This window comes from Alterinioella nitratireducens, from assembly GCF_013155465.1.
Taxonomy (GTDB): domain Bacteria; phylum Pseudomonadota; class Alphaproteobacteria; order Rhodobacterales; family Rhodobacteraceae; genus Alterinioella; species Alterinioella nitratireducens.
Map to the genome: position 1 here is coordinate 1 of NZ_JABJVX010000035.1, position 5,861 is coordinate 5,861.

The 5,861-nt window shown below is 65.3% G+C and carries 8 protein-coding genes; 3 read left to right on the plus strand and 5 right to left on the minus strand.

Annotated elements, in window-relative coordinates:
* From HNS34_RS20200 to HNS34_RS20220, 5 genes are all read right to left on the minus strand, one after another.
* On the minus strand, positions 1-560 hold a 560-nt coding region (locus HNS34_RS20200; RefSeq protein WP_172321878.1), incomplete at its 3' end, for an HK97 family phage prohead protease.
* A 5-nt stretch (positions 561-565) separates the two neighbouring features.
* Entirely contained in the window at positions 566-2,125 is a 1,560-nt protein-coding gene (locus tag HNS34_RS20205) for a phage portal protein (protein ID WP_172321879.1), read from the minus strand.
* Positions 2,125-2,334, minus strand: coding sequence for a phage head-tail joining protein (locus tag HNS34_RS20210; protein ID WP_407925888.1), 210 nt, complete (start codon positions 2,332-2,334; stop codon positions 2,125-2,127). The genes HNS34_RS20205 and HNS34_RS20210 overlap by 1 nt, the downstream gene beginning before the upstream one ends.
* The gene (locus HNS34_RS20215) at positions 2,334-4,322 is read right to left on the minus strand and encodes a phage terminase large subunit family protein (protein ID WP_172321881.1); all 1,989 of its coding nucleotides are present in this window, start codon (positions 4,320-4,322) and stop codon (positions 2,334-2,336) included. The genes HNS34_RS20210 and HNS34_RS20215 overlap by 1 nt, the downstream gene beginning before the upstream one ends.
* Positions 4,270-4,866 carry a hypothetical protein gene (locus HNS34_RS20220; RefSeq protein ID WP_172321882.1) on the minus strand — a complete coding sequence of 199 codons (597 nt, stop codon included), beginning with the start codon at positions 4,864-4,866 and terminating at the stop codon, positions 4,270-4,272. Before HNS34_RS20220 ends, HNS34_RS20215 begins: the two co-directional genes overlap by 53 nt.
* A gap of 111 nt (positions 4,867-4,977) precedes the next feature.
* Here HNS34_RS20220 and HNS34_RS20225 point away from each other — a divergent pair, with 111 nt between their 5' ends.
* The 3 genes from HNS34_RS20225 (at position 4,978) to HNS34_RS20235 (ending at position 5,802) form a co-directional block, all read left to right on the plus strand.
* Positions 4,978-5,247, plus strand: a complete 270-nt coding sequence (locus tag HNS34_RS20225) for a hypothetical protein (RefSeq protein ID WP_172321883.1) — start codon at positions 4,978-4,980, stop codon at positions 5,245-5,247.
* A gap of 5 nt (positions 5,248-5,252) precedes the next feature.
* Positions 5,253-5,471: a hypothetical protein gene (locus HNS34_RS20230; protein WP_172321884.1), complete on the plus strand. Its 219-nt coding sequence runs from the start codon at positions 5,253-5,255 to the stop codon at positions 5,469-5,471.
* 91 nt (positions 5,472-5,562) lie between these two features.
* Positions 5,563-5,802 (plus strand): DUF3489 domain-containing protein, encoded by a 240-nt coding sequence (locus HNS34_RS20235; protein ID WP_172321885.1) that lies wholly within the window; start codon positions 5,563-5,565, stop codon positions 5,800-5,802.
* Positions 5,803-5,861: the final 59 nt, after the last annotated feature.

Sequence of the window (5,861 nt, forward strand, 5' to 3'; positions counted from 1 at the left end):
GGTGGGACGTCCCGGCGATGGAGGACGCAGTCGTGAAGTTGAGATTTGGCGCGAAAGCCCGCGGCGGGGTCCGCGCCGACGGGCACGGCGGACACCTCAAAGGGCGTCCAGTCGACCGCGCGCCAGAGCTCACGGGCCGCTTCGGGTTTTGAGACCTCGAAGCGGTGGACCTGGTAACCGATGGAGACCGCACGGATGTGCCCTGCCTGGATATCGCGCCAGATCGGCTCGACATCAGCGCGCTCAGAAATCCGGACCTGCGCAACGCCGCGGCCGTTTTCGATCCTGGCGGACCCCGGGACAACCGAGCCGATCACAGCATCGAGCGTGTCGACCTCATGCACTTTCAGGAACGGCGCGCCCGCATTCAGCCGGTCCAGCCGCACATGGTCCGGATCGAGGCTGAGCTCTTCGTCATAGGGCTCACCGAACAGTGTCGAGCGGTGGACCCGCGCCCCTGCCGACCAGATCACCTCGACGGTGCGGGTATCTGTATCGGCTGAGTTTGGCGCAAGCTCCGCCGTCCGGCGCAAGGCCGGGATTTCGATCATCGTGTCCATATTGTTCAGTCCTGTTGGTCGGGCTCGGCCTGCGCCGGGTCGGTGTCCGTGTCGGCAGCGGGCTCGTCCTCGGCCGGTTCGTTCGACGGATCGCTGGCCCCGTCATTGGATTGTGCACTGCCGGTTTTGGTGACGCGGCGGGGGTCGCTGTCGAGCACCAACCCAAGGTCATCGAGCTTGGCATTGGTCGCGGCGATCTCAGCCAGCACGGCGTCCGGGTTGCGGCCCTGTCGCGCGATCACCTCCGCGAGCGTCATGGTGCCTGAGCGGATCGACAGGAGGTTCGCCATCGCGTCCTTCTGTGGATCGACCGCCTCGAACTTCGGCGGCGACCATTCGACGGACACCTCCGGCGTCGGTATCTGGCCCGCAGCCCACGCGGCTTCCGTGAACCAGCGCCAGACTGGGGTGCAGAACATCGGGATGAAGAGCTGCCACTGCACGGCGTCGATCTGGCGGCGGAACTCGACGAGGCCCGCCCGGATCGACGAGTAGTTCACCTGGGACAGGTCTCCGGTCAGCAACTCGTAGGGCACCCGGAACCCGGCCGAGATCGTGTGCAAGCTGGCCCGTTTGTACTCGGCGTAGCCGCCAGTGGCTGACGGCTGGTTGAACCGGATGTCCTTGCCGCCGCGCGCATAGGCGATCAGCCCCGGCTCGAACTGTTCGACCCGGTTGCCATCGGCGTCGACCACGGATGGCGCGATGCCCTGTTGCGCCTCCTCGTCGCCGAAGACGATGGCGGTGACGCAGGCCTCAGTCTTCTTGCGGACCAGCTCTGCCACCTCGTAGTCGTCTAGATCGCGCAAGCTGCGGATCACCGGTGCCCCCCATGGCACGCCGCGCGCCTGCGTGCGCTGCTTTTCATAGACGTGGGCGATCTCGGTCGCGGGGACCGGACGGCTCTGCAACCCATTCTGCAACGCGCCATAGGCGTCGCCGGGATGCTCGGCATGGAGCCAGTAGGCACGGCGCTTGCCAACCGGATCGAACTCGATCCCCTGGAGCAGCCGCCCCGCGCCGATGGTGCCGGATTTCGTGGCGTCGAGGAAGTCCGCCTCAAGCACCTGCAATTGGAGCGGCACCGGTAGGCCGTCGTTTGCGCGGCGCAAACGCCGGCGCACCAGGACCTCTCCCGCCTCGACCATTTCACGGCAGATCAGGGTTTGCAGGCCATAGAAGTCGAGCTGGCCGTCAGCATCGGCCGTGTCCGACCATTGCGCAAAGAGCGCATCGACCTTGCGGTCCAGTTTGTCATTGCCGCTGGCGGCGCGCGGCATGATGCCCGCGCCGACGATGTTGTTGACCAGCACCGCCACGGCCTTCGCCGCATGCGGGTTGTTGCGCACCAAATCGCGCATCCGGTCCCGCAAGAGCGCCCCCGCCACGCCAACCTCGGTGTCGGCTGAGGTGCCCGGTGAACGCCAGCCTTCGGTGCGCCGCCCCTTGGCCGCGCCATCGTAGCCGCGCGTCAGGGTCTCGAAGGCCTGACGCGCCATCACGCGGCGAGCGGCCATGCGCGGGGCGAACGAGGCGATGGCGTGGTCAAACCAGTTCGCCGACATCAGCGATCTCCGCGCGAGAAGCCCGCGAGCCTGGCGATCGGTAACGGATTTGTCTTCCCGGCGATGGCGCGCTCGATGGTGCGGATACGGGCGAGCAGATCCTCGGCCGAGCCGTAGTCGACGGATTTACCGTCATAGCTGACGCGCGTCGTGCCGCTGGCATAGGCCCGGCGCAGCGCCGACAGCTCGGTTTCCGTCCAGTCCGTCATCAAAACCATCCTCCGCGCCGTCCGAGCCAGTCGGATTGGCGTTTGCCTTGCGACGTCTGTGCTTGCCTGTTGATCTGCCCCGCGGGATCCGCAGAGGCGTCGGCGACCCCAAGCTGATCCTCAAGGTCGCGCCATTTCTCATCCGTCCAGCGGTCCGCGCCTGCGATCCAGGCGGCGGCGCGGGCATAGACCCGGCAGTCCAGCGCCTCGTTGCGTTCACGCAGCTTCTGCCATTCCAGCCGGGCGAAGCCGCGTTTCGTGCGCACCGTCACCAGTTGTTCGGCCACGAACTGCTTCAGCCATTCGTTCTCGACCCAATGCGGCAGGTGGACCGTTCCCGGTGAGAACGCCGCACCATTGGCCATGTCCTCCTCGGTCGGTCGTTCGAGCCGCAGGAAGCGATATGTCTCGGCCTTGAAGGTCGACACCGCCACGGTCCAGAGCCGTGCGCCGCGCCGCAGACGTTTGCCGCCCTCGGTCGCGTCCACATAAGTGGGCCCCGACACCGGGCTCGCCCGGTTGAACCCCTCGACGCCCTTTACCGGCGACACCTGCGCGAAGCCTTGCGCCCGCGACCAGGCATAGACCGCCGGTGCCTCATAGCCCGTATCGATGGCAAGCCGCGCGATCTTCAGATGCGCGCCACCCTCATGCGGCCACGTCCGACCGAGCAAGTCTGTCAGCTCGCCCCAAGCCTCATGCCGGTCGGGCCCGCCTTCGATCACGATGTGATCGACCAGCCAGCTTTCCAGACCGCGGCCCCAGGCCCAGACATCGACCTCGATCCGGTCCTTCTGCACATCGGCCCCGGCGGTCAGGAACAACCCACCCGCCGGAACGATGCCCGGCTTCCAGCGTTCCCGCTGGTCGTAGAGCCGCTGCCAGTCAGGCGCTTCGCCGGTCTCAACCCATGTCTCCCCGAGGATTGTGTTGCGAAACGCCTTGATTGCCTCGTCCGACCCCTGGGCCGCGTCCCATGCCCGCACGATCCGCTCCCAGCTCAGCCAGCCGATCGGCGAATAGAGCGCCGAGAGGTGGTAGCCGACGGTATTGGGATCCGCCGCCGTAGAGGTCGCCCGCCATTCACCAGCCTCCAGCATCGCCGTCTTGTGATGCTCCGCGATAGGCGTGTCGCAGCCCTCACAGTGATATTCCGCCGTTTCCGGCTGTCCCTTGTGCCAGCGCAGCCGTTCGAATTTCAGCCACTGCATCGCACCGCAATGCGGACAGGGCACGAAGAACCGGCGCTGATCGCTGGCATCAAAGTCCCGTTCGATCCGGCTCAGTCCCCGAATGGTTGGCGTCGAAACCAGGAAAACCTTGCGTCGGTGGGCAAAAGTCAGGGACCGGGCTTCGGCCAGCGTGACCGGATCGCCTTCCTCGTCGGCCGAGACCGGATAGGCATCGACCTCATCCAGAAAGATGTAGCGCGCCGGGGTCGAGCGGAGACCTACCGCCGAGTTCGCCCCGGTCATGATCAGGATGCCGCCCGCGAATTCCTTCGACAACATCGTATTGCCCGCGTCCCGCGAGCGCGCCGGTTTGACCCGCTCCCGCAGTTCCGGGCTTTCGTCGATCAGCGGATCAATCCGCTGCCTCGAGTTCCGCTTGGCCAGTTCCACCGTCGGCTGCACCGCGAGCATTGGCCCCGGCGCCTGGTGGATCGCGAAGCCTATCCAGTTGTTCCCGGCTTCGGTCGCGCCGACCTGCGCGGCCTTCATGAAGACAATCCGCTGTGTCGGATCGCCCGGCGACAGCCGATCCATGATCTCGCCCATGTAGGGCGTCCTCGCCGTGCGATACCGGCCCGGTTCGGCCGATGCGCGGCCAGACAGCATCCGGTGCCGATCCGCCCATTGCGAAACCGTCAGGTCCGGATCCGGTGTGAGGCCTTCGCTCCAGGCGCGCAGGATTTCGGCCGCGCCATCGAAACCCTCATCTGAGATCAGGTTTGATGTCGGCGAGATCGTCGAGCTGGGCGCGGACATGTTTCTCCAGAACCTTCTGCATCGTGGCAGGCTCAACCACGATTTCTTGGCCTACCACTTCGCTGCATGAGGCCGAGAGCTCAGCCGCCATCAAAGCCGCCGCCCGAGCGGGCCAGTTGACCCAGACATCGCGTTCCTGCCGCGCCAACCGAAACACCAGCGACAGCGCGCGGGCGCGGTCGATCAACTCGCCTTTCAGTTTTTGCAGCCGCAGGCGGCGTTCCTGCGCCTTCAGAACCTCGTTGGCCGTCTTGGCCTGCAGGAAGGTGGTCCCGCTGCCCACCGGCGGGGCCGCCATTCCCTGTTCGCGCAGCGTTTCGCCGACAGCTGAGACCGCGGCCTCAGGGACGGGTTTGAGCTTCGGCTTCGGTGCCTTGCGGGTCTTCGACGGATCGGTCGCCTGTGCGCGCAACGTATCGCTGGCCTCTGCGTCGATGCTGCCATCGCCGTGCAGCACCAGCCGCCCCGTCGCTTTTGCCTTCTGGATTGCCCCGCGCGACAGGCCGACGCGGGCGGCATACTGGCGCTCGCTCAGACCCTCCATCGCGCGCTCCGATTATCATTCAAAATCATGTGCTTATGTAGTTGATAAGCCTCCGCATCAGAGCGAACGTGATCCTACGAAAACGATGCAACTCACCTCGGAGCCGCCACGATGACCCGCCTGAACCCGCAGACAACACCGCGCCACGAGCTTCGCGCCGAGAAGGCACGCCGCAACAAGGAGGCCGCTTTGAACGCCTTCATCGGCAAGAAAGCCGAGATCGAGGGGATGCTCGCCCGGCTGCAGGGTCTCAGCGACGACCATTTCAACGCCCACCCCGACGAGATCAACTGGGGCCATGTCGGCACCCTTGAGAACTACGCCAGCCTCCTGAAGCGCATCACCGACAGCGCCTTTGGCGAAGGCGAGCACGCGGAGTGAGCACCATGGAAACCAGCACCATCCGATTGCCGATCCGCAAGCTACCCGATCACTTCGACCGAAGCCGCATCACCACGGTCCTCGACGAAATCGAAAGCGCCCTGATGGACGACGGCGGTGTCTATGTCCGCGCCTACGCCGACAGCATGACGATCACCATCGAATTGCCGACCGATCAGCTGATCGATGCGGCCGCCTGTCTGAAAGACCTCGGCCTGATCTGAGCCGCGCGACCGAGCAGACTTGCCCCGCACCTGTGGGGCTTGTCCCGGTAGAAGGGCCGCATACCGCGCGCCCCGATAACCGGAGACACCCATGTCCAAGAATCCAACCCCCACAACAACTGATGCAGTCCCGCGCCAGACCAAGCAGCAGATCATGATCGATCTCCTGCGTCGGCCCGAAGGCGCGACCATCGAAGAGATCACCGCTGCCACCGAGTGGCAGTCGCATACGGTGCGCGGCGCAATGTCCGGTGCGCTCAAGAAGAAACTCGGGCTCAAGATCACATCAGAAAAGGTGGAAGAACGTGGACGCGTCTACCGTTTATGCTGAGCTCAGCATAAACGGTAATATGCGGAGCGCATGGTTATGCGGAGTTGCGGGCAGCTCGG